The organism is Stenotrophomonas sp. 71799_Sma (genome assembly GCF_056482505.1).
On sequence record NZ_CM151202.1, the window covers coordinates 972115 to 998484 of the forward strand.

General features: G+C 65.2%; 29 protein-coding genes and 1 tRNA gene. 4 read left to right on the forward strand and 26 right to left on the reverse strand.

What is annotated here, in order from left to right; all coding sequences use genetic code 11:
- Nucleotides 1-51: 51 nt before the first annotated feature.
- Nucleotides 52-138, forward strand: a tRNA-Leu gene (locus ACZK4Z_RS04445).
- A gap of 59 nt (nucleotides 139-197) precedes the next feature.
- On the opposite strand, the gene ACZK4Z_RS04450 is transcribed toward ACZK4Z_RS04445, so the two are convergent.
- From ACZK4Z_RS04450 to ACZK4Z_RS04495, 10 genes are all read right to left on the reverse strand, one after another.
- Nucleotides 198-1442: a tyrosine-type recombinase/integrase gene (locus tag ACZK4Z_RS04450; RefSeq protein WP_049417433.1), complete on the reverse strand. Its 1245-nt coding sequence runs from the start codon at nucleotides 1440-1442 to the stop codon at nucleotides 198-200.
- A gap of 66 nt (nucleotides 1443-1508) precedes the next feature.
- A complete protein-coding gene (locus tag ACZK4Z_RS04455) occupies nucleotides 1509-1883 on the reverse strand; it encodes a helix-turn-helix domain-containing protein (RefSeq protein WP_005412378.1) in 375 nt (124 codons plus the stop codon).
- Nucleotides 1884-2622: 739 nt separating this feature from the next.
- Nucleotides 2623-2763, reverse strand: coding sequence for a hypothetical protein (locus ACZK4Z_RS04460; RefSeq protein WP_005412379.1), 141 nt, complete (start codon nucleotides 2761-2763; stop codon nucleotides 2623-2625).
- Between the two features lie 241 nt (nucleotides 2764-3004).
- Complete coding sequence (locus tag ACZK4Z_RS04465) at nucleotides 3005-3625, reverse strand: antirestriction protein ArdA (RefSeq protein ID WP_032961789.1); 621 nt, start codon at nucleotides 3623-3625, stop codon at nucleotides 3005-3007.
- Between the two features lie 63 nt (nucleotides 3626-3688).
- Complete coding sequence (locus tag ACZK4Z_RS04470) at nucleotides 3689-3949, reverse strand: hypothetical protein (protein WP_032961791.1); 261 nt, start codon at nucleotides 3947-3949, stop codon at nucleotides 3689-3691.
- A complete protein-coding gene (locus tag ACZK4Z_RS04475; RefSeq protein ID WP_049397876.1) occupies nucleotides 3946-4128 on the reverse strand; it encodes a hypothetical protein in 183 nt (60 codons plus the stop codon). Before ACZK4Z_RS04475 ends, ACZK4Z_RS04470 begins: the two co-directional genes overlap by 4 nt.
- Nucleotides 4125-4565: a hypothetical protein gene (locus ACZK4Z_RS04480; RefSeq protein ID WP_111007479.1), complete on the reverse strand. Its 441-nt coding sequence runs from the start codon at nucleotides 4563-4565 to the stop codon at nucleotides 4125-4127. Before ACZK4Z_RS04480 ends, ACZK4Z_RS04475 begins: the two co-directional genes overlap by 4 nt.
- Nucleotides 4565-4888 carry a hypothetical protein gene (locus ACZK4Z_RS04485; protein WP_134734692.1) on the reverse strand — a complete coding sequence of 108 codons (324 nt, stop codon included), beginning with the start codon at nucleotides 4886-4888 and terminating at the stop codon, nucleotides 4565-4567. The genes ACZK4Z_RS04480 and ACZK4Z_RS04485 overlap by 1 nt, the downstream gene beginning before the upstream one ends.
- 64 nt (nucleotides 4889-4952) lie before the next feature.
- On the reverse strand, nucleotides 4953-5123 hold the full coding sequence (locus tag ACZK4Z_RS04490) for a hypothetical protein (protein WP_167692992.1): 171 nt from the start codon (nucleotides 5121-5123) through the stop codon (nucleotides 4953-4955).
- 68 nt (nucleotides 5124-5191) lie between these two features.
- Nucleotides 5192-5353: a hypothetical protein gene (locus tag ACZK4Z_RS04495; protein ID WP_155029018.1), complete on the reverse strand. Its 162-nt coding sequence runs from the start codon at nucleotides 5351-5353 to the stop codon at nucleotides 5192-5194.
- A 1075-nt stretch (nucleotides 5354-6428) separates the two neighbouring features.
- Between ACZK4Z_RS04495 and ACZK4Z_RS04500 the strand changes: the two genes are divergently transcribed.
- From ACZK4Z_RS04500 to ACZK4Z_RS04510, 3 genes are all read left to right on the forward strand, one after another.
- The gene (locus tag ACZK4Z_RS04500; protein WP_032961796.1) at nucleotides 6429-6758 is read left to right on the forward strand and encodes a hypothetical protein; all 330 of its coding nucleotides are present in this window, start codon (nucleotides 6429-6431) and stop codon (nucleotides 6756-6758) included.
- Between the two features lie 215 nt (nucleotides 6759-6973).
- Nucleotides 6974-7306: a hypothetical protein gene (locus ACZK4Z_RS04505; protein ID WP_032961798.1), complete on the forward strand. Its 333-nt coding sequence runs from the start codon at nucleotides 6974-6976 to the stop codon at nucleotides 7304-7306.
- A gap of 88 nt (nucleotides 7307-7394) precedes the next feature.
- Nucleotides 7395-7796 (forward strand): response regulator, encoded by a 402-nt coding sequence (locus tag ACZK4Z_RS04510; RefSeq protein ID WP_125899042.1) that lies wholly within the window; start codon nucleotides 7395-7397, stop codon nucleotides 7794-7796.
- Between the two features lie 21 nt (nucleotides 7797-7817).
- Here ACZK4Z_RS04510 and ACZK4Z_RS04515 read toward each other — a convergent pair whose 3' ends face one another.
- The 16 genes from ACZK4Z_RS04515 to ACZK4Z_RS04590 all read right to left on the reverse strand — a co-directional run bounded on the left by ACZK4Z_RS04515 (nucleotide 7818) and on the right by ACZK4Z_RS04590 (nucleotide 26354).
- Nucleotides 7818-8270 carry a hypothetical protein gene (locus tag ACZK4Z_RS04515; RefSeq protein WP_005412387.1) on the reverse strand — a complete coding sequence of 151 codons (453 nt, stop codon included), beginning with the start codon at nucleotides 8268-8270 and terminating at the stop codon, nucleotides 7818-7820.
- Nucleotides 8267-8575 (reverse strand): hypothetical protein, encoded by a 309-nt coding sequence (locus ACZK4Z_RS04520; RefSeq protein WP_005412388.1) that lies wholly within the window; start codon nucleotides 8573-8575, stop codon nucleotides 8267-8269. The genes ACZK4Z_RS04515 and ACZK4Z_RS04520 overlap by 4 nt, the downstream gene beginning before the upstream one ends.
- Before the next feature lie 9 nt (nucleotides 8576-8584).
- Nucleotides 8585-9082 (reverse strand): hypothetical protein, encoded by a 498-nt coding sequence (locus ACZK4Z_RS04525; RefSeq protein WP_065426719.1) that lies wholly within the window; start codon nucleotides 9080-9082, stop codon nucleotides 8585-8587.
- The gene (locus ACZK4Z_RS04530) at nucleotides 9079-9270 is read right to left on the reverse strand and encodes an LPXTG cell wall anchor domain-containing protein (RefSeq protein ID WP_005412390.1); all 192 of its coding nucleotides are present in this window, start codon (nucleotides 9268-9270) and stop codon (nucleotides 9079-9081) included. The genes ACZK4Z_RS04525 and ACZK4Z_RS04530 overlap by 4 nt, the downstream gene beginning before the upstream one ends.
- Nucleotides 9271-9278: 8 nt before the next feature.
- The gene (gene terL, locus ACZK4Z_RS04535; RefSeq protein WP_032961836.1) at nucleotides 9279-10943 is read right to left on the reverse strand and encodes a phage terminase large subunit; all 1665 of its coding nucleotides are present in this window, start codon (nucleotides 10941-10943) and stop codon (nucleotides 9279-9281) included.
- Nucleotides 10944-10951: 8 nt separating this feature from the next.
- Entirely contained in the window at nucleotides 10952-11176 is a 225-nt protein-coding gene (locus ACZK4Z_RS04540) for a hypothetical protein (RefSeq protein ID WP_005412392.1), read from the reverse strand.
- A gap of 17 nt (nucleotides 11177-11193) precedes the next feature.
- Complete coding sequence (locus tag ACZK4Z_RS04545; protein ID WP_005412393.1) at nucleotides 11194-11463, reverse strand: phage holin family protein; 270 nt, start codon at nucleotides 11461-11463, stop codon at nucleotides 11194-11196.
- Between the two features lie 26 nt (nucleotides 11464-11489).
- Nucleotides 11490-11975 (reverse strand): hypothetical protein, encoded by a 486-nt coding sequence (locus ACZK4Z_RS04550; RefSeq protein ID WP_126411773.1) that lies wholly within the window; start codon nucleotides 11973-11975, stop codon nucleotides 11490-11492.
- On the reverse strand, nucleotides 11975-14779 hold the full coding sequence (locus ACZK4Z_RS04555; RefSeq protein WP_005412395.1) for a tail fiber domain-containing protein: 2805 nt from the start codon (nucleotides 14777-14779) through the stop codon (nucleotides 11975-11977). Before ACZK4Z_RS04555 ends, ACZK4Z_RS04550 begins: the two co-directional genes overlap by 1 nt.
- A gap of 25 nt (nucleotides 14780-14804) precedes the next feature.
- Nucleotides 14805-17342, reverse strand: a complete 2538-nt coding sequence (locus tag ACZK4Z_RS04560; protein ID WP_005412396.1) for a phage tail fiber domain-containing protein — start codon at nucleotides 17340-17342, stop codon at nucleotides 14805-14807.
- Nucleotides 17343-17381: 39 nt separating this feature from the next.
- Entirely contained in the window at nucleotides 17382-20483 is a 3102-nt protein-coding gene (locus ACZK4Z_RS04565; protein WP_234500153.1) for a hypothetical protein, read from the reverse strand.
- 69 nt (nucleotides 20484-20552) lie between these two features.
- The gene (locus ACZK4Z_RS04570; RefSeq protein ID WP_032961810.1) at nucleotides 20553-22727 is read right to left on the reverse strand and encodes a hypothetical protein; all 2175 of its coding nucleotides are present in this window, start codon (nucleotides 22725-22727) and stop codon (nucleotides 20553-20555) included.
- Nucleotides 22728-22730: 3 nt separating this feature from the next.
- Nucleotides 22731-23129 (reverse strand): virion core protein, T7 gp14 family, encoded by a 399-nt coding sequence (locus ACZK4Z_RS04575; RefSeq protein ID WP_032961812.1) that lies wholly within the window; start codon nucleotides 23127-23129, stop codon nucleotides 22731-22733.
- A gap of 32 nt (nucleotides 23130-23161) precedes the next feature.
- Complete coding sequence (locus tag ACZK4Z_RS04580; RefSeq protein ID WP_005412400.1) at nucleotides 23162-23635, reverse strand: hypothetical protein; 474 nt, start codon at nucleotides 23633-23635, stop codon at nucleotides 23162-23164.
- Nucleotides 23632-25776 (reverse strand): phage nozzle protein, encoded by a 2145-nt coding sequence (locus tag ACZK4Z_RS04585; protein ID WP_143565846.1) that lies wholly within the window; start codon nucleotides 25774-25776, stop codon nucleotides 23632-23634. The genes ACZK4Z_RS04580 and ACZK4Z_RS04585 overlap by 4 nt, the downstream gene beginning before the upstream one ends.
- Nucleotides 25764-26354 carry a hypothetical protein gene (locus ACZK4Z_RS04590; protein ID WP_005412402.1) on the reverse strand — a complete coding sequence of 197 codons (591 nt, stop codon included), beginning with the start codon at nucleotides 26352-26354 and terminating at the stop codon, nucleotides 25764-25766. The genes ACZK4Z_RS04585 and ACZK4Z_RS04590 overlap by 13 nt, the downstream gene beginning before the upstream one ends.
- Nucleotides 26355-26370 lie beyond the last annotated feature (16 nt).

Here is a 26370-nt window from a genome sequence, read left to right on the forward strand (position 1 = left end):
GCCTTCCGCTTCCAGCCCCCGCCTGCGACAATGAACGCCTGAGCCGGCCACGCGAAAGTGGCGGAATTGGTAGACGCCCTGGATTTAGGTTCCAGTGAGGGTGACCTCGTGCGGGTTCGAGTCCCGCCTTTCGCACCATCTGGCCGAGCACAGATTGCCTAAGTGATTGAAAAATAAGCTGGCGACGGTCAGTTGTCCTATTGGATTCCCGCTTTGGCAATTGATCCCTGTCTCGGAACGTCACCTGTTCCGTTCGAGGCGGCTGGGAGGCGGAACTGCTCCAGTGCAGACATGCCTTGGAGCGATTGCTCGGCCAGTACCTTCGCGTAGACCGCTGAGGTGGTCTGGATGTCGCGGTGTCCGAGCCACTCCTGCACGAGCTTGATGTTGCCGGTCGCCAGCAGCAGCCGAGTGGCGCACGTATGGCGGAGCGCATGCGGTACGCACTCCTTCTCGGAAGCGAGATGTGTCCCCTTGATGGCCCATTGCCACAGCCGGTCGGCGCGCGTGCGATTGAGCATCGTGAAGGGGCCGTCCGATGTGGCCGCCAGGGCGTCCTTGCGCCGCTGTAGAACCTCGGCGACACGGGCGGTGCAGGGTAGGGTGCGGGGACGCCCCTTCTTGAGCGTAGCGTGCCGCCAGAAGCGGACGTGGAGCCTTCCGCCCTGATCGACTACTTCGGACCACCGGATGCCGATGGCCTGGCTCATGCGGCAGCCCAGGTCGGCGAGGCACACGAACAGGTCGCGGTAGTCCGCCCCGTCGCGCACCCGTGGGTGCCCTCCGGCAGGGCCGTTCGGGAGCGTGTCCCACTCCAGCAGCCGCGCCAGGATCAATTCCTCGTCCTCAACGTTCAGGACGAACGTGCGTGCGTTGTCCCTCTCGTCGGCCAAGCTGTACTCGGGCAGCTCTCCCAAGAACCGGCCGGCCTTCCTCTCGCGTTTCAGTAGGGCAAGGAGGCACTGCATCTTGCGGTTCACGGTGGCGGGAGCCGCCTTGTCGGCGAGCATGCGCTGCGCCATGTCGTTGACCGCGGCCTGCGTGATGTCGTTGATGGGCGTTTCCTCGCCCAGGTAGCTCTGGACCACCTTGCAGTTGGTACGCACGGTGTCGATGGACCGGAGCTTGCCCCAAAAGTTGCGGTCGTCCAGCGCGTCGTCCATCGCGTCCTTGAGGGTGCGCTGGCGGACCTTGGCCTTCGCCACGGCCATCTGCACCGACCGGGACTTGCCCCGAATCAGCTCCCGCAGCGCGTCCTCTGCAATCTCGGGGTCGTCGCGCAGGGCGTCGAGGACCGCCTGCTCCTTGCGCTCGGCTGCCACGCGGTCGCGGGTGCCGGTGGACAAGCGCACGCGCCGGTATCCCTCCTGCACGTCGAGCATGTAGTAGCGCTTATCGGGCGCACCCGGCTTGGGCGCGGTCCCTTTGAGGCGAAGGGCCATGTGTATCTCCAGAAATGAAAAAGGCCCGCACTAGGCGGGCCTCGGGGCACAACGGGGTGTTGGGGGTTAGGCGGCTGCGACGCGCGCCGTCACCTTGCGGTTGACACGTTCTGCGAGCGAAGCCAGCCAGTGCAGCGCCTTGGTCGTCGGGAAGATCAGGTTGCGCTTGCGGTAGGCGGGATCAGGGCGCTGCTCTAGGAAGTCAGGCCCCGGCTCGCGGTTACGCTTGATAGACGACAGGTCGAGCACATTGCGGCTCACTGCGGAGGGAGAGAGTCCGCCGAGGACGCGCTCAAGGTCCACCTGCTGAATGCCCGGCTCGTCCACAACGGCGAGTAGGGTGAGGATGCGGGTGGCGGTGATGTCCTCGTCGATCTCTTCCCGGAAGGCTGACAGTGCGGTTGTGAGAATGGCCGTCAGTTCTTTCTGCGAGAGATTCATGGTGCGCTCATTTTCCGTAAGGGGATGGTTCCCCCTTGGGAAACCATCAGGGTCTATCTTGGAGCCGCAATGTAAGGATTACAAGGCCCAAGCCAATGTTGATGGCATTCTTGCCAATTTTGTCCATCCAGAAACCACGCTGCCAAGGCGTGGGGGAGGGGTCGATTCCGATCTCATATCCAAAGGCTTTCACGAACAGGTCCAGGTACTTCTGCCCTGCGAAGGGGCCGTCCTGTCCCCTGCTCACGGCGTTGTAATGCGCCGCCACCCCCGGCTGCGCTCCACAAAAAGGTCTTACGTTTCAGTGTTTTAAGAACGGTAGTGCCAGCATCGCCGCCAGGGTCACAATGGCCCCGACCACGGATGCAAAAAACAGTCCTTGCCCTACGCGGACTACCGCGCTGGCTATTGTCCGTCTCACCGTACTCATAGACTGAGAACGCCCCCCTGGTCGTCTGCGGATGCGCAGCCCGACAGCATGACGCTGCCGTCGGGCAGACTACAGGCCACAATGATGGCGCGTCCGTAGGAATCAAGTACCACGGGAGAGATTGATCCCGACTGGTGCAGTGAAGTCATGGCCGCGGGGTCTCCGTTGGGGCCGCGGGTGGGACCGGATACGACACCCGCCAGCCACAGTCCTCGGGGACGACCGAGAACTGGACGCGCTCGTTGAGTAGGCCGAGCATCGCGCGGAGAGCGCCGCGCTTCTCGTTATGGTCGAAATTGATGGTCCGAATCATTCGGGCACCTCGTAGGTCCGTTCATGCAGGACCAAAACCTCCCGCTCGAATACCAAGAACGGGCCGAACTGGTGGACGCGGAGGGCCACGTTGACGATCACCAGGGTCGAGTTTGCGGTGAAATCTGCGTTACGCATATGTAAGTCTCCTGTTATGCAAGTGCTACAAATGGAACAATGAGTGCCAAATATCGAGATTGGCCTTATGATTAGGGCTGAAGGGCGTGATCGCCACTCCCGACCCCAAGGACCGTTCGATGATTGACCCCCGCGTAGAAGTCGCCATTACGGCCCTTCACCTAGTCGTATGGGTGTGGACTAGCTCGGTGCCGGCGCATCGCACATACCTGTATTGGCGCAGGGTCTTGCGGAAGCGGCGTTAGCGGCTCCAGAAGTAGAAGCCGCTCACCTCAAACGCGTCACCGTTGAGCCGAATGTCGCGGCCATAGCTCTCGTAGTCGAAGTAGCGGGAGAGGGCGTCGGGCACGCCGTGGAGAAGCCCCGATTCGTCCACATAGTTCTCGGCAAAGTCGGCCCAGCTATCGAACTGGCCCACGTAGGCTTCGTGGAACTGCTCCACGGTCACATCGTCGAGGCCCTCGTGGTCGCAGAAGGCCGTGTAGGCAGCGCGTTCGGTGTCGTTGTGCAACTCGTCCAGCCGCTCTTGCAATGCGCACAGCTTGTCCAGGTCGGGGTGCTCGCCCCAGGTATCCCCGAACACGTCGTCGTAGTCGTGGACGGCCCACTCCTCGGCGCTGGCGACCTTGCCGCTTCCGCCACACGCCGTGCATTCCGCCCCGCCGAATACTCGGGGGACGTATGTGGTTCCAGTACCGCCGCAATCCGGGCAATCAACGGTCACGTTCGGGTGCGGCGACTCGCGCAGGATGCGGGCAATCTCATCGCGCACGTCGTCGGCGTCGCGTCCCTCCAAGTCGATCCACTCGCCGTGCAGGACGCCAGCGTTATATGAGGCAAGGCAGGCAACGTAGATTTGCATGGTGTGCTCCAGAAATGCGAAGGCCCGCACTAGGCGGGCCTCGGGATCAGGGGTGGTTATCGGTCAGTGCGCCCAATCGGGCTTGACGTTCAGCAGGTAGGCGGCGGCCACTGCGCGGGCGGTGTCCTCGTCGGCCACGTCGGCAATCCACCACCAGCGGTCCTTACCGGCCCAGCGGTAGACGCCCCAAAACTGCGCGGCCATCGGTGCGCAAGGCTCGACGCTCCCGTCGAACTCTTGGCGGGGACCGTAGGAGACCGATCGGTCGCCCAGGGTGACCAGCTTGTCACCGGCAGGTACAGCCAGCTCGTTGTCATTGCTCATTGCGACAGGCCCTTTGCGTGTTCGATGGCGCGATCCAGTGCGCCGGGGATGTTGTGAAAAATGCCGTGGCGTGTCGAGTGGGTGAGGCCGATTTTGTAGACCTCAAAATGGTTCGGTCCCTTGCGCAGCACCCACGCCTTTTCGGTCTCGAACATGATGTCCTCCTCGCGGTAGCTCATCGCGCGGCTCCCATGCCCTCGGCGATCCATGCGCGGGCCTGCTGCTCGGCGCGCGCCACACCATCGGCGGTCTCGTGGTCGATGCCGTTCCTCGACAGCCATCCGCCCAGCGGGTCGGCGATGTCGTAGGCCCACACGCCGCTCCACTGCTCGCCGACCTCCTGCCAGAGGCGGTGCAGCATGCGCGCCACCTCGACAAGGAATTGCGAGTCCTCAATGCCCAGCGGCGCAGTGCTGCTCGGCTCGGGCCACGTCCACCCACTCGCCAGCTGCGCGAGGTCGATGGGGTCGAAGTCGGTATCCCTGATTGCGCGGTTGACCACGGTGGCGAACTCCTCGGCTTGCTGCGGCGTCATCGCGGTCGCCGCCAGTTGTTCGTGATAGCGCCCCGGCTGTGCCAGGAACACGTTGCGGGTTCCGTAGGTGCGCAGTTCCATCACAGCACCCCCAGCCCGCGCAGCACCGGCTCCACCAGCGCGTCGGTGTCCTCGTTTGCGCTCCAGTCGCTCGCTACGTCGGCCCCGTTCTGCCAGATCAGCCACACGAAACCGACGCGGCTGCCATCCTCGCGGCGGAATACCAGCGTGTCGGCGTCGGTGGTCGCCAGCGCTTCCAGCACCATCTGCCGGTCGCGTCCACGCTTCACCGTCCACTCCTCGCCATCGTTGACGGAAATGGCATAGCCCTTGGCGAGCGCGAGGTCCACCAACGCCCGCGCTATGTCGGCGGCGATCTTCGGTGCGTACTTGTCGAGATTCATGGCTTTCTCCGGGCAACAAAAAAGCCGCCTTGCGGCGGCTTCGGGGGATTGGGGTAGGGCGCGGTTAGAGGAACAACTTGGTCAGCGTGACGATGCCAGCCACAAAGGCCGTGGCGACCACCAGCGGATACCACCGGGTCTCCATCATCAGCTTGTCGATCTCGCGGTTGATCTTGCGAATCTCAGCGGTGAGCTTGCGCACTTGCAAGTCCTCCAGTGGTCCATTGGTGCTCATGGTAGCTCCAAAAAAGACCCGCCGTCACACGTCGGCGGGGTGTGGAAAATCGGGTTGACGAAAGGGGATCAGATGACAACGGGGGATGGACAAGGCGCAACTTGGGTGCGGTTCTTGTTCGCCTGGCGCTCCCGCTCGTTGAGTCGGGCGCGGTGCTCGCGGATGCCGCGGCGGATGCAACCGGCCACGTAGTAGTCGCGGGCGGTCATATCAAACGGGATCATCGTCATGGGTTGCTCTCCAGTGAATCGGACCACCAAAACGCCCCATCACAACGGTAGGGGCGCTTTGGCGGTCAGACTCATGCTCGTAAGGCATGGAATCTGACCGTCGCCAGCTTCCGGGAGCGCCTCCAGCTCGCCTAGGAATCCCGTACAGATGGCCCCGCTCTTTCTGGCGGTGACCCGGTATCCGTGGCGGCCTTCATCGGCCCTTACACTTCCCGGCGCGGCTAGTGTTCCCAGCTCCCCGCGTTCTGCCGTGGGCGGCGCTCCTGCCTGCCCCTTTCCTACTGTCCCGACCGCACCCTGCGGCCGTTGTTCGATGGTGGGCATTATGCCCTTTTGCTCCCGGTTTGTCAATCACTCCCGGTAGGGGGATGGTTGAGCCGGACGTTACCTGCGGTGCGCTTAGGGGCCTTTGGGGCTAGTCCTCAGTGCTGGCGGGATAAGCTCTAGGTGCTGTCGATCCATCGGTCGCACGTCTGTCGCCGCCTTTTCCGCTGCCGCCGTGTTGCTGGCGACGGGTATAGATTAGATCAATCCCCGCATGGCTGTCAATACCCCGATGGCAACGATTTTGGATGGTCGCAGGGAGCGCCTAGCGCGCGCGTGGGGAGCTTCTATAGGCGGGGCGGTAGGGGTGCCCGTGGCGGGCCTTGCGTGGGCCGTGGTGGCGCATTGGCTGGCCGTGGTGGGCGGCAGGTGGGCATAGGCCGGGCAGGGTGTGCCGAGGTGGTCGGCAGGTGTGCCGAGGTGGTGCCGAGGTGGGCGCGTGGCGGTCAGGGCAAAAAGACAGATAGGGACAGACAGGGGCGCGAACGTTTGAGCGCGGATGTCCGCAGGTTGCCCAGGTATCGCATGGGATTGCCTAGGCACTGGATACCTAATCCGGTGGTTCACCTTTGGAATCAGTAGGTTAGCCGAGGTGGTGACGCCGCAGGTGACGCGAAGGGGGCGCATCGTGCCTTACGCTACAGGGGGCGACCCCCTACGGGGGGTGATCGCGCCGTTCCAAGTAGTTGGATACTCCTTCGGAAATTTGCCGCAAACCTTTCGACCACCTCTGTCACTTCGAGGAGACGTTATGTACGCCCGCCGATACACGATAAGAACCGCTACCGCGATCACCGTCCTGGCCTTAGTGCTCGCAGGACTCCCTGCCGCGTACTTTCAGACCGGCGTAAGGAGCGCTGAGGAGTTGCGTTCCTGGAACGAGCAGATCATCGAGAACGACGCCTCGCCGCAGGTGTTGGTTGATGAGGCGGTGCGGACGTTTGACGCCGCGACGAATGACCTCATCAGCAACCGCAATTCCCGCAACCTGTTTCTCCAGCTCGCTTTGGGCATCCCGGCGCTCGCTTGGATTGGTGCGGGCGTGGTGCTATGGGTCATCAAGGATGGGACGGAGGTCTAGTCCGCCGCAGTGGCACCCAAGGAGGACAGAGGAACACCCCAGGAGTGCATAGGAGAACTGTAGCTCTACTTGATGGTGAATACCAATGAATAGAACTCTATAGTCCTGCTAGAGTAATACTTAGGTCTTACTATGATAGCACCCTTGTCAAGCCCTCCCAGTGCTCCGTGGTCGAATAAACTTAGCGGTTGGCATAGACATTACAACGAGCATCTATGGCATCGCTCAATACCCTCCTCATTCGCTTGGCGGCGCTGGTCACTGTCCTCTCGCTGGTCTGTGCTGGAGTGCCCGCCGCATATCAGCACGCGAAGCTTCGAGCAGCACGGGAGCTGGTCGAACGTACCCGCGAGGTCATAAACGATGACACGACCGCGTACAGCGTGGTGGCCGATGCGGTGCCAATTCTGGATTCTGCACTGACTGAGGCCGCGCAGCACGAGCACATGAGAGGCCTACTCGTGGAATTCACGATTGGCGTCCCGCTGATCGTTTGGTTTGTCGTCTTGGCTGTAATGTGGTGGTTCAAGGATGAAGAATTGGCGTGATAGCTGAACTGTTCACTTTCAGGTAGAGTCGTTTCCTGTCTTTTAACTGGCCGTCGTGTACGGTACGAACCGTTTGGGGAACGTAGGCGTGGGAGAACGCGCGATGGCTACGGATGCATACAGCCAGGGTCGGCTCGGCTCGTTGTTGGTCATGGAAGATGATCCTGACCTCTCAGGGATGTTGAAGGAAATCCTGGCGATGCAGGGTTACGAGGTCGATGTGGTCGCCTCCGCTGCCGATGCATTCGACCGCATAGAGGCGAAAGCATTTCACGCGGCGATCTTAGACATCCAGACGCAGGACGGAGCATCAATGTCCGTCGCCGATTACCTGCTGTCGCACCGAATTCCCTACATGTTCGCGTCCGGGGTGCCGAACCCGCAGCTCCCTGACGCTCACCAGTGGGCGACCTTTCTCCCGAAGCCGTACCGCATCAAAGAACTCATGAGCGCCCTTGATAGGACTCGCCAAATCGGCATTCCTGTTTAGGCGCGTCCATGCGCCAGTAGTTCAGGTCCGGCGTTTTAGGAAACGCTTTGTAACCGTGTCGTAGGTCTGCACCGGAGGACCGCTGTAGAGGTCCGTCGAGCAGGCCATGAGGACTGCTTCGGTCGCGTTGTGGCCTGCCTTCATGGCGGCCAGGGCAATCGCACCACCACTACCGGCGACGAGGAAGTCGCGCCGGAGGTCGAGAGGGAGACCGTCGTGGTAGAAGGCCACCGGGTTGTCCCGCAGGCCGACCACGAGGATCGTGTACTCGCCCTTGGTCAGTTCGTCGAATCCCTCCGACAGCTCGCGCACGGCTCGCTGGATGTGGGAAGTGGTGCCCGCGCCGAACACCACCAGGTCGCGCCCGGTGGTGTCGGTGGTGCGGTAGAACTTCTCCTCCTCGTACCGCAGATCACCAGCGGTGACCTGCGAGTCGATAGCAACGAGCCGGCCGTCAAAGGCCAGCGTGGTCACTGCTTGATGTGCTCCCGCCAGTAGCTCGGGGTGAACGCAGCCCACTCGATGTCGTTCACGTCATCCCACAGGCGCTCCGCGGCATTCCGCAGGTGCTCCCACAGGCCGCCGAGGACGACGTAGGGCAGCGCCAGGAACACGACGACGAACAGCCAGCCGGTGTAGGTGCGACGGGAGGTCTCGCGCAGGCGCTCCAGGAGCCACTGCGAGGCGAGGGCAATGCGTAGCGCTACGTACCCCTTAGCGCGCTCGTAGGCGCGCACCAGGCGCTCGCTGGCGCGGTTGTAGATGGTCTTGAAGTTCATGGGTTCCGGTTAGGTGTTGCGGATGGTTGCCAGGGCCTTCGCGTAGAGCGCGTCCCAGGTGTCACGGTGCGGCTTGCCCGGCCGCCAGTTGCGGACGTAGTAGTCCCATGCGGCCTGGGGGTTACCCAGGGCGGGCAGCGGACGCGGATCGGTGAACAGCAGCAGGCGAGCGAACGCACAGGCGAGCACGTCGTCGGAGGCGAGCGCCTCGTTGACCGCAGCGGTCGAGGGACGCTCCAGACGCGCGGAGACGAGCTGTGAGGCGCGTGCGGAGGTCGCCGGGTGACGGAGTACACCTGCGGTGCCGCCGCCCGCCTCGAACTGCCAGAAGCCGCGTGCGGGGCCTTTGATCTGCCTGCGGTGCTCGAAGCGAGATTCCTGGAGACCAATGGCGAGCAGCATGACCTTCGCTTCGGGAGTGAAGGCCACGCCGGGGAGCAGCCGGGCCGCCGCGGGGATCAGGTTGTCCCTGACCTCCACGAGGCTCGGCAGCTTTGCGTCGGTCATACCGGCGCGTAGGGGTTCGACTGGCCGCCCTGGGTGTGGCAGCAGGGAGCGTGGTTGCAGTCGCACGGCGTTACCGGCGCGGGTGCGCTCGGGCCGTCGTTGTCGTCGTCGTTCTTGCGGCGCAGGAACAGGTACAGCAGGCCAGCGGCGGCGAGCGCCATCAGCCACGCAGCGAGCGTGTTGGACATTGGGTCTCCTACAGGATGTCGAGGTAGTTGTCGGGTGACGGCATGCGGCCGGTCACGGACTGGATGAAGGAGGCGTACTCGCGGTCGAGCAGCTCCTCCAGGTAGCGCTGCTCCTCCTTGGACACGTCTCGGGAGAGCTGGTCGGCCCAATACTTCACGGCCATCGCCAGCGCTTCGAGGCGGTCGTCGTGGCGCAGTGCGCCGCGGTCGCGCGTGATGCGCGTCAGCTGGTAGCACAGCTGGTACTTCTGTTCGGACTTCTGATCGGCGCGGATGATCGAGGCATCGACCACCAGGCGGTGCTGGTTCAGCACCGGCTCCAGCACGTCGATGATTCGGTTCTCCTTCGAGGTGCCGTAGTGCTTCACCTCCTCGATGGAGCACGGGTACACGCGCGCCAGGACGCCGGAGAGCATCTTGGCGAACATGCCGTCACCGAAGTTCGCCTCAATGAGGACTGCGGAGACCTTCTCGGCGCGCGCGATGTGCGCCAGGGTCTCCAGCGTGTCGTCGTCGTAGCCGCCCTTGGTCGCACCAGCGCGGCGCGCGTAGAGCATGCCGCGAAGCATGCCGACGACCGCGTAGCCGGTTTCGTCGCCACCTCGGCCCGAGGGGTCGATGGCGAGTACCTTGCCGGTGAACTCCTCCATTTCCGAGGCGAGGTACATGGGCCGGTACAGGCGGTCGCCAGTGAAGCCCACGGACGGGATGTCGCTGACGATGTACTCCGGGCCGCTGCTGTAGACCACGCGGATCGGAGCGACCTCGCGGTCCACGTCCATCACGATCAGGTCGGACAGCTTGAGCGGGTACTTCTCGGCGTCGGACAGCGACGCATCGAGCATGAACTGGAGCATGAAGCCGGAGCGTCCGTAGGACGCCTCGCGCTCCATCAAGTCCTCATCGGAGAAGCGGACGCTCTCGCAGTTCTTCCAGGCGAGCTTGGGGTTCGCGTCGAACGCATCGGCGATCATCGGCGCGAGGCGGTCGCCGTACACCTGACGGTGCTTGGTGTCCTTCGGGTAGCGCGCAGGCCAGATGCGGATGACGTAGCCGCGCTCGGGCAGCTTGTTGTAGAGCGACTCCTCGGTCTGCGGAGTGCCGAGGTAGATGATCTCGCCGCCAGGCTTGAGCACCGCGTCGAACTCCTTGACCAGCTCGGCGAGCTTCTCGCGCTGCACGACGGTCATGGAGTTCTTTGGGACTTCGATGTCGTCCGCGATGATGGTGTCGGCGCGGGAGCCGGTGAGCTGGCCGTTGATGCCGACCGACTTCACCGAGGGCGACTGATCGGGCTGCGCGGGACCGACATCGAACGCCAGGTTCGAGTTGCGCTGGTCGGGACGCGGGCGCAGGTGTTGCAGCTCAGGCAGGGTTTCGATCAGGCGCTTGACGAACACCGAGAACGCATCGGCGCGTTCCTTCGATGCCGAGACCACCATGATCTTGTGCTGGGGGTCTTTCCAGAGGAGCCAGCAGACGTAGGCGGCCGTCACCCAGGACTTGCCGACGCCGCGGTACGCCATGATGACGCGACGGCGCGGGCCGGTTTTCAGGAACTCGCAGATGTCGTACTGGATCGGAGTGGGGCTTGGTAGCCCCAGCTCCTTCCAGACGTACCAGGCGAAGTTGCGGAAGTCCTCGAAAGGGTGACGAACGTGGAGGCTCGTCATGCCCTCCATCAGTTCAGCCGCCCATCCTCAGCGGGATCGAACGGGAACTCGGACACCTTGTCGGCCAGCTTGCCCAGCGGTGAGCCGGGCGGCGTGGCCGCAACGTCGATGCCGTTGTCCTTGAGAAACTGCCGGGCCACGTTGAGGATCGAGGCCAGGCCCTTCGCGTCCGACTCCATCGAGTCGATGGTGTCGGCGAGCTTGTCAGCGACTGCGGCGTGCAGTCGCTCCAAGGCATCCTTGGGGGCGGTCACTTGTTGACGACGCGGTTCAGTACGGTCTCCAGCGCGGACGTGCCGAGCGACGCCAGGATGCACGCGAGCGCGACCTGGGCGACGAAGGAGACGCCGGGGATGAAAATGACGATGGCACCAGCGGCAAGGCCGGTAGCGCCAGAGAGGATTGCGCGGCCGAGCGCCTGCTTCCAGGTGATCGGATCGTTCGACGTGAGCATCTTTGCGATGCCCACGATGAGGCCGACGCCCGCGAGAGCGCCGACCAGCTTCACTTCATCGTGCATTAGGTCTCTTGTAGGTGGTGGATGCGTTAGAGCGGACGACCGAAGCTGTACTCGTAGTTGCCGGTCAGGGTGATCTGCGTGACGCCATCGGTGACGACGACTGTGAACTGCCCCATGCGGGAGGTGTTCCGCCCAGAGGCGGTCACAGTGCCACCGAGGCCGCTGCCGGAGATCGACGCGCCGCCTGTGACGGAGCGGGAGACCACGGAGTAGTTGCCGGTGCCGCCCGAGCAATAAACGCTGAACGACTCGCTGACCGTGCCGTTGGTGGACTGAGGCCAGTTACCCATCAGGTAGCTCGGCGACAGCGATGCTTGGAACGGCGTCGCCTTGACCGCGTTGTAGAACTGCGAGGCGTAGATCGGGCCGCTCGTGGGGACGCCGTAGTTGGCCGGAACGTCGGGCACCAATCCACGTCCTCGGTAATACTGGTCCGCGTAGATCGGGTAGCCGCCGCCAAACTCGGCGCGGATCATTTCCCAGGAGATAGGGCCGGAGCCGGGGAGGGCCATCAGGCACCTCCCCCAAGGTCCGCGACGCGCTTACGCAGCGCCTGCACCTCAGCGATAAGGAAGGGAATAGCCTTCTCCCACTGGATCGTCTTGATGCCGTTTGCGTGCGTGGCGACCATCAACGAGTAGACCTCCTCGGCCTCCTGCGCGATGCCGCCGACCTCGTGATCCGCGCTCGGGTGGAACGTGGGATTCAGCTCGGCGATTGCCTTGGCATCCCAATCGAACTCGCGTACACGGAAGCGGTCGAAGAAGTCGGCCACCTTGGAGGCCGAGGCGTCCACGATGTTCTTCTTTAGACGCGCATCGGACGCATAGGCGACGATGTTGCCCGTGGCGACCCAATTGTTGCTGCCGTCGCGGTAGGCGCACCACGAGAAGGCGTTGCTGGCGAGGAAGCCGTGGTTGTTGTCGTTGCAATGGAGCCAGTGCGTGGTCCCGTTGTCGGAGTCGTAACAGGTGATGGTTGGCGAGTAGCTCTCCAAACGGAGGTCGCCACCGCTACCGCCTGGGCCAGCGATAAGGAATCCCTTGCCGCCGTAGGTGCGAACCCAGGTGCTGTCCTGCATCCAGATGCCGCCGCCGTGCGCTTCCGAGTACCAGCCGGTGCCGGACTGCTGGGAGCGGAACCAGCCAGCGTTGAGGTAAATCTGATCGCCGACCGTCAGGCGGCCCGCAATGTTCGCAGCACCGTTCCAGTACAGGTTGTACCAGCTGTTCGTGTTCACGCGGGTGATCGAGCAAACGTCATCGCCAGCGCCGTTCGTTCCGTGGATGTACGCGGTTCCCGCTGCACCCATGCCGGTCAACCGCAGCGGCGCGCCATAGGCCAGAGTGACCTGCCCGGTGAAGGTTGCGCCACCCAGGCTCGCCTTGCCGTCCAGTGCGGACTGGAGGCCGCTGACGTTTGCGATGGTGTGCGTGTGACCGGCGTCGGCCTTTCCTGCCGGGTTGAAGTTCGCCGAGGTCCAGACGGTGCCGCCAGCGTTGAGGGACGCGACGCCACCCGTGCCATCGCCGAATCGGAACTCCAGCGAGTTCGCAGCTGGCGGCACGTACACATAGCGATCCAGCGACCCCAGGTACATGACGCCGGACGTGGCCTCGCCGCCAAATCCCTGCACACGAATCTGCCCGGAGGCGAACGTCTTGACGCCACCGATGGACTGATCGTCGGTCACGTTGACGACGTTGGCGATCTCGGCGGCGGTATGCGTGTGGCCGATTGCCGACTTCCCGTCGAGCGCCGCTTGCAGCCCGGTTACGTTTGCGATGGTGTGCGAGTGGGACGCCGCCGCTTTGCCGTCGAGCGCGGACTGGAGGCCGGTCACGTTGGCGATGGTGTGCGTGTGCGTCGCCGCCGCCTTGCCGTCGAGCGCCGTCTGCGTCGCGGTGCTGATCGGCTTGTCGAGGTCGGCGGTATTGTCCACCTTGTCGAGGCCGACCTGCGCCTTGGTGTGCGTGTGGGTGCTCGGCGGGTAGGTCGTCGGCTTCCCGGTGACGTGGGTGTTGAAGTCCACGTCGTCGCGGGTCGCCAGCGCGCCCAGGCCGCCGATGTCGCCAGCCACGAGGGTCACGTCGCCCTGCTTACCGGCGACGCTGGTGACCTGATCGGTGTTGTCGATCTTCTCCCAGGTAGCGCCGTAGAGCGCCTGGTCGCCGACTCGCCAGTGGATGTCGCCCACAGTGCCTTCGCCGACCACCTTGTAGAAGTGACCCTTCACCGGGTTGGCCGGGAACGCACCAGTGCCGGCATCCCACGATCCCATGTAGACCAGCGAGCCAGTGACGGCAGCCTGCGCCTGGGCGGCCCAATGCTTCGCCGAGAACTCGCCCGGCGAGACCTCGGTGCCCTGCGGCGCGTTCGCGTACAGGCCAGCCTTGTCGCGGGCAGCCTCGGCAGCGGCCTTGGCCGACGATGCGGTCTGCGCCGAGATCGAGGCGGCAGACGCCGAGCCGGACGCAGCGGAGGCATGACCGGCTGCGGTGGTCGCCGAGCCAGCAGCCTCGCCAGCCTTGGTCGCCGCGGCGGACGCCTGGGCTTCCGCCCGGTTGGCCTGGGTGGTCGCCTGAGTGACCGAGGTCGCTGCGGCGGTCGCGCTGTCGGCGGCTGCGGCAGCCGATGCTGCGGCAGCGGTGGCGTCAGCTTCCGCGCGGTCGGCCGCGTCGGTCGCATAGCCCAGGATGGTCTGCGCCTGATCCCGTGACGTGGCGGCAGCAGTCGCCGCTGCTTGCGCGTCGGAACGCGCCTGACCCGCTGCGGTGGCCGACGTGCCCGCCTGGCTTGCGGAGCCAGCCGAAGCCAGCGCCGAGGTGGCCGAGGCCGTCGCCGAAGCGGCGGCGTCCACTGCGGAGCTTGCCGCCTCGGTCGCGCTGTCGGAAGCCTCGGCCGCCTTGGCAGCAGCGAAGGTCGCCGCGTCGGCGGTGGCCTGCACGTCGTCGTCGATGCTCGCGGCGGATTCCGCAGCGCGCACGGCGGATGCTTCGGCAGCGTCGGCGAAGCCAGAGGCGTCATCTGCGGACGCCTGCGCGGCGTTCGCCATGCCGGTTGCCACGGACACCAGGTCGCGCACCTGCACGACCGAGCCGGTCAGCTCGTCGGTCAGCCCGGCCACGTCCTTCTGGAGCTGCGGGAACGAGGGGAGGGTGTGGTTGTTGCCCAGGCCGTCCGTCACGACGACGGTGCCTTCCTCCTGAGTCAGCAGCGCGATCATCTGATTCTCGCGCCGGTTCCAGCGGTCTACCAGCGTCGAGAGGCGCGAGGCCAGCTCGGCGTTGGAGACGTAGCCGGGGGTAGTGCTCATGCGGTGCTTGGGTTCTCTCTGAGGGTTATCGGATGCCGAAGGCGAAGCCGCCAATCGACGTGATGAGGTAGTTCGGGTAGGCCGGGGCGTCGTAGCCGTGGACCTGCGGAGGCGGGCTGGATGCGCGGCACCGCACGCGGAATGCGCGGGCACCGCCTGTCCATGCGCCGGACGCCGAGAGCGTCACCGACTGCTCGTAGGTGTAGAAGTTGGACGCGGTGAAGGTGTTGCCGTCGCCGCCCATCTGCTGAATCAACGCGCGGTACATCGGCGGCTCGTGCGAGGCGATGACGACCCACACAGAGTCGCGCAGCTCCTCCAAGATGACGTGCAGCCCGTAGACGCGCGTGTTCGCGGTGACGGTCACCGACACGGAGGGCGTATGACCCTCGCCAGCCAGCACCGGAGCGCCGAGCCAGAACTCGTGGATCGCCACCCAATCGCCGAGCGGGATGAAGTTGTTGCCCGCCTGGTAGCAGAGGCTCGTTGCCCCGGTCCACCACACGCCGGTCGCCGACTGGAACTGCCCAACGATGTTGGGAGCATTGACGCGGCCTCGGAAGAACGCGCCGCCGTTGCGGTCCACGTAGAACACCGCGTTGTTGGCGTTCTTCGCGCCGGAGCCGACCCACAGGGGCCAGTCGCCGAGGTTGGAGATTTCCACGCGGAACTCGGCAGCGTTGACGATGTTGCCGTTGCCGTCGAGGGTGTGGGTCTTGAACGTGCCGCCGTTGATCGTGCCTGCGTTTGCCGTGAGCGCGGCCAGGGAGTTCACCCTGATCTTGTCCGCAGTGATCGTCCCGTCCACCACCAGCGCACCCTGGATGCCCACGGTGGACTGGCCGCCGACAGTGCCGATCACGAACGGATACTTGATGCTCGCCAAGGTGCCGCCCGAGGTGTACTGCGGGTGGACGAAGGCGAAGCGATCCGCGGTGACGATGAAGTCGCTGCCGGTCTGCGGGTTGGCGGAGAGGGCGATACCGGCGACCACGGGGACGCCGTTGATGGTGCCCGCGTTGATCTTGACCGAGTAGTTGGCCTGCCACTGACCGTACATGCCGGAGTGCTGCCCGGCGACCACGTTGAACTCCTGCCGGATGGTGGCGAAGTCGCCGTCCTTGAACGCCTGGACCTGCGTGGCCGCGATGGCCTGTGCCTGCTCGGCGGTGATCTTGGTGGTGTTGAGCTGCTGCACCAGCGCGCCGGTCGGAGAGGTGACATCCAGGTCGGCCTTGCGCCAGCCGGTGCCATCCCAAATCTGCGTCAGGTACGCGCCGGTCTGCACGGTCTTGACCCAAAAGGTCGGAACCTTGAAGCCGCCAGCGGGCGGGGAGGGCTGCGCGTCCGAGAAGATCGTCGGCGCGGTGCTGGTCTCCAGCGTGGATACCTGGGAAGCCAGGGCTTCGCGCGCGGACGCTTCGGTGTCGATGCGCTGCTCGAAGGCGGCCGAAACCGCCGACACCTGGCCGTCGATCTCATTGGCAATCCCCTGCGGCACGTTCGCGCCGTAGCTGGCCGCCATCTGCTGTCGGAATGCCGTGTTGGCACCCTCGGCGTCCGTCAGGGCTTCGGTGGTCTCGGCCAGGCCAGCGATGTTCTCGCCGTGGCGGACTACTGCCGTCTCAACGTCGGACACGCGGGCCTTGGTTGCGTCAACCTCGGCCATGACCGCGGTGCGGACCTGCGCCGCGCTGTCCTCGATCTCTGCGCCGAGGCGCTGCTCGGTGGCCGCACGCGCCGCTTCGGTGGTGCTCTCCACCTCGTCGATGCGCTGGTTGAGCGCTGCGGAGATCGTCTTGCCGTTCTCGACCACCTGGCCTTGCAGCTCGGTGATCGCCTCGACGCGCGCGGAGCGCTCGTCAGCGATGGCGCGATTGACCTCCAGGAATCGTGCCTGGCTACTTTGCTCGCCGTAGTCCACCCGCGCGAACAGGTCGATGATCTGCTGCGCGATGACCTTGTTGCCTTCGGTCAGCAGTCCGATCTCGTGGGTGGCCGTGCTGATCTTGTCGCCATAGTCGCGCTGCACGTCGAAGAACTCGTGCGAGCGCATGATTTCCTCCAGGATCGCCTCGGCGTTCACGTCGATAAGGTCGATGCGGGTCAGCAGGTCTTGCAGTGCTGGCGAGCGGAGGAGCTGCTCGATGATTGCGTTGAGGTCCGGGTCGCCACCGGGGTTACCGGGGCCGCCACCGGGGAGGCCGCTGCCACCACCGAACTCGGCGAGTTCCTGGTGTGCGTACAGCAGTTGGCGGAACGACTTGGACAAGTCGCGCGCCGGGAGGTTTGCGCCTTCCTTGTAGTTGACCAGGAGGGCGTCAATCGGCGTGAATCGCCGGATGGTCACAGTGTAGGGTGCGTCGAGCACGCCATCCTGCGACGGAATCTCGATGGTGCTGGCGTCCACCCACGACACGGAGACAGCGCGGGCCGCGTCCGGTTCACCGACGAACGCCCGGATGTGTTCGCGGGCGATGTACGGGAACGGCACGGTGAACCGCGTAGGGCCTCCCTCGTAGGTGTAGAGCACGAAGGAAAGGCCGCGCGATAGTTCGATCATGCGTCCTCAAAAAGGTGGAGGCCCCGAAGGGCCTCCTGGTTACGGTCGATCAGTCCCGTCCTTGCGGTCAGGGAACTGCTGTAGGGCTTGATCCGCGATGTTGCGGACGCCCGTCATGTTGTTGAACCACCAAATCTTCCAGAAGTCGCGCATCTGCTTCTCGGTGATCTCCTCATCGTCGCGGATGGCCGAACCGATCATCCGCGTGCTGCCGTAGACCTTGTTGAACAGGTCGATGGACGGGATGCCCATCACGCCGTTCTCCAGGCCGGTCGAGCGGTTGTTGGCGAACACCGGGTCGTTACCCAAGGCGTCCGCCCACACGGCGTCGGTGACCGCGGGGATCACGTTCGACCAGCTCGATTGCGCGACAGCGTTCTTGTAGAAGTTCTCCTGCGTCAGCTGCTTCTTCCGCTGTTCGGGGTTGCCCGCAGTGTTGATGTACGTGCGAGCCGCCCAGCCCATGCCTGCTGCCGAAGTGGACAGCACGACCATCGCGTAGGTGCGCCAGTCGTCGTAGTGGTGGACGGAGTTCAGGAAGTGGCGGGTGTAGCTGTTGACCATGAAGCTGCGGAACTGCGTGACGATGCGGCCGGTGGTGGAGTGCATCAGCTCGATGCTGTCCGAGGCGTCACCTTCGAGAACCTGGTGTCGCGTCACGCGGAACAGGAAGGCCGCCATGCGCTCGCGCGTCTGGAACGGCAGCTTGTCCGGGTCGATCTGCTCGATCTGCCGCTTGCCTTTGAGGTAGCCGAACACGTCGGCCTGGGCCTTCTCGTCGAGGCCCCAGGTGCGCAGGCGGGCCACTTCGGCGTCCGACAGCTTCTTGGCGTTCGCCATGTCCAGCAGCCGCAGCAGCGTGGCGCGACCGGCGATGCGTTGGAGCATCGTGTTGATCGGGGCCATGCCGGATGCGACCGAGGTGACGTGCGTCGCCATGTTCATCGCGTTGTCGATCTTCTCGCCGTGCTTGACGTTGAACGTCTGCGGCACTAGCGCATCCTCGTCCAGGCGCAGGAACGGCGGGTTGCGCAGCCAGTCGGTGCCGGGTGCGAACAGCCGCTCCATGACGCGCGCCTCCTGCGAGGACAGCTTGCCGTCAGCGCCGCGCACCAGGAAGTCGCGGGCGGCACCCACGGAGTTCCAGAAGTTGCGGAGACCGGCATGCGCGATGGTCGGGCCAAGCTCGGCGAACAGCGAGAAGCCGACCTGGTTCATCACGCGGGCGAAGTTCCAGTTGCGCAGGAACCGCGCGTAGCGTGCGCCTCGGCTGGCGGGATCGAGTTCGGTGCTGCGGCCGAAGGTGGACTTGAGGCCGATGTCGATCAGGCGCTCGATGTCCTTCACGTCGTCGCCGGACTTGCGGGCGTCGCTCTTGAGCTTCGACACGAAGCGGTCGAGCTGTGCGCGGTTCTTGATGCCAGCCTTCGACGACAGCGCCGACCAGCCGGTGATCTCGCGCATGTAGCGGGTCATCACCGAGTCCACGTCGTTGTCGAACAGGTCGGCCATCGAGACCTGCACGTCCTCGCCAGCCTCGTTGCGGATGGTGGTGGAGTAGGTCTCGTCGAGGTCGATGCGCTTCTTCGCGCGGTCGAGCTTGCCCGACTCGTAGGTCTTGCGCTCCAGCTTGGACAGTAGCTCTTGCGACCGCACGGGCGAGACGCCCGCCTCGGTCAGCATGTTGCCGATCTCCTCGACCGAATCGCTGTCCAGCGGGCGGACCAGCAGGTCCATCCCGTCGCCCTCGAAGTTCGCTTGGGCGCGCTTGAGGTAGGAGCGTGCAACCGCCCCGAGCAGCTCGTCGTCGATCTCGTCGCCTTCGTCGGTGGTGGCCTCCCAGGCGCGACGCATGGCGGGCTTGATGAGCTGCTCGATCACGTCGTCCTGGTGAAGCTGCATCTCGCCGAACAGGCGCTTGAAGCCCTTGCCACTCCAGTAGCGCGGCAGGTAGCTGCCGTTCTGCGCCACGTTGGCGAAGCCGTCGAGGTTGCTGTCCTGCGCCAGCTTGAGCGCATCGCGCATCGCCTTGGCGACGCTGCCGGCCGCCTTGGCGGCTTCCGGTGATACGTCAGGCGCACCGCGCACGGCACGGCCGACCTCCTCGTTGAACTTTGCGCGCTCGGAGAAGTTCCACCAATGGGTGCCTGTCCGTTGCTTGTAGGCGTCCCATGCGGCGTTCACTCCGCTCCGCCATTCCGTCTCCATGACGGCCAGGTGGCGCTTGGCGAACTCGCTGGTGGACTCCTGGACCGCGACGGAGCGATCGGTGTAGCCGACGCCATCGCGGAACAGCAGGCGGCCCGCCTCGCGCACCAGCGGCGACTTGGCGCTACCCATGCGGGCAGCAAGGTCGCGGCGGACGGTGGCGAAGTGGGGCGTGATGTGCGCGTTGACCAGCGCCTTGTCGGTGAACTCCTGCTCGAATGCGCTCTCGTTGCGCAGCGGGAGGACGCCTGGCGTGAGGTCGTTGGCGGCGGTGCCTGCCACGCGGGCGGCGGACAGCGAGTCGTCACCGGCCAGCCGCTTCACCACGTCAGGCTTCACCTCGCCGTCGAACAGGGCACCCCGGCGAGCGCCGAGGGCACCACCGAACGCGAACGACAGGGCGGCGCTCTGCACGCCATCCGCGAGCGTCTGCTCGGGGTCGTAGGTGGAGGTTGCGGCCGACATCAGCGCGGAGGTGCCCGCAGCCTGTAGACCGGAACGCACCGCGTTGGCGAGGCGTCCGGCCTTGGCTGCGTACCCCAGGCCGCCCGTGGCGAGATCGAGGCCGGTTGCCACCGGGTCGGTGAAGCCGAGGGCGATCTGTCCGCCCAGGCCGAACTGCGCCAGGTCGTCGTCCGCCATCTGATTCATAAAGGCCACGGATTCCAGATAGGAGAGGTGCTCGTCGGACGTGGCCCGGCCGAACAGCTCCCACTGCTCCGGGCGCAGGCCCATCGACTCCCAGCGCTTGCGCGCGTCTGCGGGAATGCGATAGCCCTGCTGCGGCTCGTAGCCCAGCTCGGTGATGAAGCGGTCGATGAAGCCGATGCCGCCCTTTGCCTGGGCAGCGCCCCATCCGTCCCATACGGTCGTCTGATCCTTCCGGCGCTCCGCGGCCTCTCGCTGCTCCTTGCGCTCGCGCACGGCTTGCACGATGGGCTGCTGGGTTGCCGGCTTGACGATGTTCTCGTCTGCGCCGGGTAGGGATTCAAACATGCGGTCTTACTTCCTCGTCAGGTACTCCAGGAAGTCCTCGGGGACTGCCGGGGTGGTGGTGGTTTGCTTGGTGCCCGCGTTGGGAACCAGCGGCTTGGTGAGGTCGAACTTGGGCAGCTCGAAGGCGGGAGCCTCGGCGGCGCTGGCGTCGCGCTTGGCGATGGCCGCAGGGACTTCCGTGGTCGCCGACTGCGAGCGCAGGTCGCGGATGTTCCGGGACTGGTCCGCCCAGGTGGTGCGCTGCTCGACCCGACGACGCGCCTGGGATTCCGCAAGGTCTCCCTTCCAGCGCTGGTGCTGTGCCGCGATGGCACGCGGGTCGAAACCGATGGCGCGGCCGGTGTCCGGGTCAGGGATCAGCCAGTTGTCGGGGCCGACGATCTGCCACTGCCCCGGATTGCGGGGATTGGGCAGGGCCGACAGCTCATCCGGGTCGCGGCCGAGCTTGCGCGCGACCGTCTGGATCAGCTCGTCTACCGCTGGCTCGGCACCCTGCGGCATGCCGATGTTTGGCACGCGGCGGCCGTTGACGGTCGTGCGCTGGGCGTCGATCTGACCGACCGCTGCACGGATGGCAGCTTCGCCGGACACTCCGCCACGCGAGGCGATGCGCTCGGCTTCCTGGCGGATGCGGTGCAGCTCACGCGGGTCACGCGGCTTGCCGTCGATCTCCAGGTAGTCCTTGATGCCGGACTTCCAGGTGTCGTTGATGACCGAGCGGGCCTCCTCGACTTCCCGCTTCGGTTGCGTCAGGACGCGAGCGGCCTCCTGGTGAGACTGACCGCTGCGCCGGGTGTCGTAGAGGTACTGGTCCAGCATTGCGGCAGCCTCGCCGCCAGCGACCGTATCGGCGTACTTGGGCGAGACCTTGCGGAGCTGTTCGTACAGCGTCGCGGCGTTCTGGAAGTTCTCCTGGAACGCCGGGTCAGCGCGCTTGAGGATGCGTTCGAGCTGGGGGATGACGATGCCCTGCCGTGCCCACTTCTGGAGCACCTGGCCGCGTGCGGCCTGCGGGGTTTCCTCCCACTCCTTACCGGCCTGCTTCTTGAGGTCGGCGTCGCTGATCTCGTAGGGATTGCCCCCGGCTACCAGCTTGCGGATGCGCTCCTCTCGGGCGCGCTCCTTCGCTTCCTGCTCCCAGCGGCGAAGCGTCTGCTCCTGCTGGTTGTTCCAGTATCGCTTGAAGGACTGGAGGTCGCCACCGCTCAGGCCGAATTTACTGGCCCAGGTGTCGATGGTCTTGTGGGTGAGCTGGCCGCGATCCGCGAGGCCCTGGAGCGTCCACTCTGCCTCGGCCATCGCCTGCTTGCGTGCCTCGTCCTCGCGGTGTGCGATCACGCGGGCACCAGCGGCAGCCGCCGCGCGCAGCTCGTCGCCGTGCTCGGTGTTCATCAAGCCGGGCTGGCCGTCGCCGCGGTCCTGCTCCAGGAACGCCAGGATCGACTGAGGATCGCGGTTGCCTGCGGCCAGCTCCTCCTTGGCGGCCTCGACGTAGAGTTCGTCCACGTCGCGCTTGTTGAGATAGGCGTACTCCTCCTGGTCCAGCATCGCGTACAGGCCGTTCATGCCCTCGGAAGTGAGGAACGTGCCGCCCTTGATGCCGTCGCGGATGATCGCGGTCAGCGACTCCTTCTGCCGGACCAGCATTTCCCGCATCGAGTCGGCCTGCCACTGCTGGCGGACCTGCTGCGCGGCGCGCATGGCGACCGGCATCAGGGCCTTGCGGACCTGCGGGTCTTGGAACTCGGGGTTCTGCGTCAGCGCAGCCATCCGCTCCTTGATGAGCGGCTCGATGTCGGTGCCGGGTTCGGCCTTGGCGATCTCTTTGGCCGCTTCGATCTGCCAGTCGCGGACGCGGATGATGCCGTCTGCCTTGAGGTAGCCGCGACGCCATGACTCCGACTGCTGGGCAACGAAGTCCTCGGCCTGCCGGGGCGTACCCTCGGCGTCCTCCTGCATACGTTGGGTCGCCGCGGCGCTGTACTGCTCGCGGCTGTTTGAGATCATCTGCGAGTTGACGGAATCCGAGACGCGCGTCAGCACCGCAGCGGCGGTGCGAGAGAGGACACCGGCACCAGCGGAGGACGCTTGGTCAGCCTGCACCGCCAGAACGGGGCGCTCGGCGAGACGCTGCGGCACCTGCGCGCGGCGGATGATCTCTTGGGGTTTCGTGCGAGCCACGGGTTACTCGTCTCCGGGAATGGAATAGCGCTTGTAGGTTTGGATGTTGCTGTAGGCATTCGCGCCTGACTGCATCACGCCGCCCAGCGCCTCGGCATTGCCGGTGCGGATACGAGCGCGTGCTTCGGAGCCGCTTTCGACGACTCCGTTCCTGCGGTTCTTCTCGATGAGGGCCACGTCACGGCCAGCCTGGGCCATGATGTCGTTCGCCAGCAGCTCGACCGAGTTGCCGGACACTGCCGCTTCTGCTGCGGAGGCGCGCATCGCGGATCGCAGTGCGCGGGCCTCCTCCATGCGCTGTTGGGTGCGCTCGGCGGCCTGGTCGTTGATCTGCTCCTGCTGACGCTCCGCGGCTTCCTCGATGGCCTTGTTGTTCTGATCCTGGCCGTACATGGTCGCCATCGCGCTGACTGCGGCGATACCGACCTGGACTGCTACGGGGTTGCACATGGGGTCTTGGTTACTCGGACGAAGGGTGTCTTGGCGAAGCCGTAGGCGGACTCGACGCCGCTCTCGCGGAAGCCAAGCCAGCCGAGCCATCGCCGCGTGGTGACGGCGTGGACATCGACGAAGTTGAAGATGGTGCCGAAGGTGGCCGACCACTCGTCGCTGATCCGCCGAGCTTCTCGGAGGAACGTGCGGCAGAACGTGGGAGCCACCAGGGCGTCGGTGCCCAGCAGCCAAACCGAGGCGATACCCTCGGCGTGCTGGCTGAAGCCGAAGATGCACACGGGGGAACCGTCGTGCATCGCGGCGAAACTGCGGTCGCTCGCGGTCACTGCAAATGCGAGCGCCTGGAGCGGGGTGTGACCATGCGAAGCCGCCACCTCCAGGATGTCCTCCTGCCGCATGTTCTCGGCGACGTGGAGGATGTCGCTGGCGGTGGGGCTTCGATAGGTCAGGGTCATACTCGGCTGCGGGAGACGAACATGCCGCGCCACTGTGCTGACTGGAACCAGCACTGGAACGGCAGGCGGTTGACGAGGTGCATGCGGACGCTGTTGGCGTCGCCCAGCACGGGGAACCGGCGAGAGCCGGAGTGGAACGTCGGGGCGCTGGTGCGGAACACCGAGTCGTTGAGGACGCGCGCGGTGTACGCACCGGAGTGCGACGCCACGTAGGTCTCGACGCGGCCATTGCCGTGCTGCTCGACCTCCAGCTCGAAGTACGCGCCATCCTTGTAGGCGACCTCGATGTCACGCACCTGCGTGCGGCCCACCAGCACGGCCTGGTTCTGCCCACCGCGAACGATGGGCTTGGTCAGGGTGAGGCGGTGCTCGTAGTCCATGCCGACGACCACGCGGCCCTCGGTGTGGTTACCGGGGAGCGCAAGGCGGGTGCGGGCGTTGTCCCAGCGCGCCTTGGTGATGTCCAGGTACGCGCCGGGGTCTTGCCAGTCGTCCGTCTTGAGGACGGTGACCGTCATGCCATCGGGCACGATGTAGGGCAGGTCGATCCAGGTCTCGTTGCCGAACTGCTGATAGGTGGGCTGCACCACCAGCATGCGGTCGAGCAGGAAGTTGTAGTCGCCCGTGGCATCCGTGTCGTGCTGGTTGAGCACCATGCGGAACTTGAGCAGCTCGCAGCCGCCGCCTGGGGCTTCCGCGACGGCGTACAGCACGTCGTTGATGGCGTGCATGTGGACGATGCGACCGACGCCGGAGATTGACCAGCGCGTCCATGCGGACTGCTGCTTCTCGTCGCCGATCCAGCGGACGAAGTAGACGTAGAGCTGCGCGTCGGTCGGCTCGTCAGGAGCGAAGAACACGCAGTCGGCACCACTTGCGCTCGCCATCGCTCGCATGCGGCCCGGCATCAGCTTGGGCACATGCGCCGTCACGTCGGCGGCGTCGCCGGTCACCGACAGGTCGTCGATGAAGTATTCGCGCACGCTGGCGTATGCGCCGCTGTCCTCGGTGAAGTACAGCGACTCGCCCATCAGCTTCGGCCGGATGTACGGCGAGCTGCTGTAGCTGTTGACCGGATCGCTCTTGACGTTCTTGGCGGCCAGGTACGGCTCGGCGGTCAGGAGGAACTGGCCGCCCGCAGCGGCAAGGAACAGGGCCGACTGGAACGGGACTGCGTGGTAGAGCGTGGTGACGCCGTTAGACCCGCTGACGCTCACGTCGATGGGGTCGGCGTCGAGCACCTGGGTCACCGAAGTGCGCCAGAGGTTGAACGGATCGGAGACCTCGGACATCAGCACGTTCTCCCCGGCCAGGAAGCCTAGGCGGTCCCGGTGCTTGAACACCTCGCGGATGCGCTGGCCGTCGATGGACGGGAACGGGTTGCTTTGCTCGTCACCCGCGAGGCGCGCGGTCCACTCCGGTCCACCGAAGGAGAACCAAAAGCCGTCCGCATGCACTGGATCGGGGATGCGCTTGAGGATGTGCGGCATCGTCTTGGCATCGAAGCGGTGCTTGATGCCCGGCCGGGCGACCTCCAGGTAGACCGAGGAGGACTGCTTCTGGACGTAGTAGTCGTCGAATTGCGATTCGGACGAGCCGATGATGTTGTAGATCGCGCCGGTCGGCACAACGGCCGAGCCTTTGTCGCCGGGCTTCGGCAGGTCGGACATCGTTTGCGCCGATCCGTACAGCGAACCGGGCGACAGCTCATCGCTCTGCTTCACGTCTACCAGCCGGTTGACGATGAAGGTGGTGTCGGAGAACGTCGCCAGCGCGAAGCACGACCACGCACGCTGTCCCTGGGTGTCCAGGTAGTTGAGCGCGTCGCCCGTGGCGTTGACGGTGTATTCCTTGCCGGTCTCGTGGTCGAACACGCGGATGCTGCGGTGACCCACGGCGACGATGTAGCGCTCGTTCTCATCGCGGACGATGGAGTGGAAGGCACAGTCGTGATCGAGGGTGACGCCAAGGCCAGCAACGAACTCGGCGGGCGGGCGCTTGCCAGCGCCCATTGCGGCATGCAGCCAGGCGTTGATCGCCTTGGTGAGCTGGTTCGGCGAGCGGACGGTATCGTCCTGCTGCGACTCGCCTCCCAGGAACGAGGGATAGTCCCCCGTGATTAGCGGCATCAGCGGTCCCAAATATCAGACACGTCCGTCGAGCCACTGAGGAAGTTGTGGCCGCGGGCGTAGGTGAAGTCGGCGTGCTCCTGCGCGAAGATGAGGTATGCCTCCTCCTCGTGCTTCTCGGTGAACACGTAGAGCTGGTCGCTACCCAGCACGCTCGTCTGGAACAGACGCGCAGCGCGCACGGCGATGTAGCGGCGGGCCGACTCGGGCAGCTCCTCGTAGGCGAGGAACCAGGTCACGAAGTCGGCGGTGGGGGCCGACGAGAACGTGTCGGCGAGGGTGAGCGGGTTGATGAGGCGCGTGCCTCGGATCACCAGCGGCTCGCTTCCGCGTGCGGGGACGAGCTTGAGGATCGACTGCGGCGGCAGCACCTTGCCTTCCGCGTTGAGCGTGAAGGTGAACGACTCGCTGGTGTTGAACCACCAGCCAGCGGTTTGGACCTCGCGGCTCACCGCGCGGAGGGTGTCGCGCGCCTGCGAGGCGTACAGGTTGCCGAGCGCTTCGAGGTCGCTGATCGGCGCTTCGCCGATAGCACCGAGCAGCACATTGACGGCTTCGAGTTCCGTGGTCGGAGTGAGTTCGAGGTTCATGGATTCGGGGCAAAAA